1 protein-coding gene is annotated in these 335 nt (G+C 40.0%); it reads left to right on the top strand.

All coding sequences use genetic code 11. From position 1 onward, the window contains the following. The first annotated feature begins 59 nt into the window (after window positions 1-59). The gene (gene minE, locus ACNQ0W_RS25470; protein ID WP_417933318.1) at window positions 60-332 is read left to right on the top strand and encodes a cell division topological specificity factor MinE; all 273 of its coding nucleotides are present in this window, start codon (window positions 60-62) and stop codon (window positions 330-332) included. Window positions 333-335 lie beyond the last annotated feature (3 nt).

Here is a 335-nt window from a genome sequence, read left to right as displayed (position 1 = left end):
TATCGACACATCACAGCTCAACCTAAAGGATGGTTAGCACGACTATTTGGAGCGTAGATATGGCAGGATTCTGGAGTAAATTATTTAGCAGTGAAGAAAAACCATCAAGTGCTCAAACTGCCAAAGATCGTTTAAAAGTCATTGTTGCATCAGAACAAGGTTTAGGCCGTCGTTTAAGCCAAGACAAGATTGACCAAATGAAGAAAGAAATCATGCAGGTGGTCAGTCGTTATGTTAGCGGTGTAGGCGAACAGCATATCCAAATGCATGTTCGTTCTGAGGCGAACATCGAAATGTTAGAAATGAATATCAATTTACCTGAAGAACGATAATTC

Origin of the sequence: Enterobacter cloacae complex sp. 6730903, from assembly GCF_048283985.1 — a bacterium.
Lineage (GTDB): Bacteria > Pseudomonadota > Gammaproteobacteria > Enterobacterales > Enterobacteriaceae > Enterobacter > Enterobacter hormaechei_C.
Note: the sequence above shows the minus strand (reverse complement) of the source record. Positions and strands in the feature narration are given on the sequence as shown.